General features: G+C 53.8%; 1 rRNA gene. It reads left to right on the top strand.

The window, feature by feature from the left end:
* Positions 1-838, top strand: a 23S ribosomal RNA gene (locus MU553_RS15520); the annotation flags it as partial.

Genomic DNA, 838 nt, shown 5'->3' with positions numbered 1-838 from the left:
TTGCGCAATGGGGAACGTCCCGAATTGAAACATCTCAGTAGGGACAGGAAAAGAAAACGAATGTGATGTCGTTAGTAACCGCGAGTGAACGCGATACAGTCCAAACCGAAGCCTTCGGGCAATGTGGTGTTCGGGCTGACTCTCATCACCGGATCGTCTTCATGAAGTCTCCTGGAATGGAGCGTGAAACAGGGTGACAACCCCGTAATGAAGGCCAGTACGGTGTGCGTCAGTTCCAGAGTATCGGGGGTTGGAAATCCCTCGTGAATACGGCAGGCATCGACTGCTAAGACTAAATACTACCTGAGACCGATAGTGAACAAGTAGCGTGAGCGAACGCTGAAAAGCACCCTCAGAAGGGAGGTGCAATAGGGCTTGAAATCAGTTGGTGATGGAGCGACGGGGCATACAAGGTCCCGTGACAAACGACCGAAGGGCGACCTTCCAGTAGGAGTTACGGGAAGCCGATGTTCCGTCGTACGTTTTGAAAAACGAACCAGGGAGTGTACTTGTTTGGCGAGTCTAACCCGATTATCGGGGAAGGCACAGGGAAACCGACATGGCCGCAGTCTCACGACGAGGGCCGCCGTGTTCAAGCGCGGGGAGTCAAACGGGTACGACCCGAAACCGAGTGATCTATGCGTGGACAAGGTGAAGCGTGCCGAAAGGCACGTGGAAGCCTGTTAGAGTTGGTGTCCTACAATACCCTCTCGTGATCTACGTATAGGGGTGAAAGGCCCATCGAACTCGGCAACAGCTGGTTCCGACCGAAACATGTCGAAGCATGACCTCTGCTGAGGTAGTCCGTGAGGTAGAGAGACTGATTACCGTGTCCGCC

This window comes from Halorientalis brevis (assembly GCF_023077655.1).
This window is presented reverse-complemented; position numbering and strand designations above follow the sequence as displayed.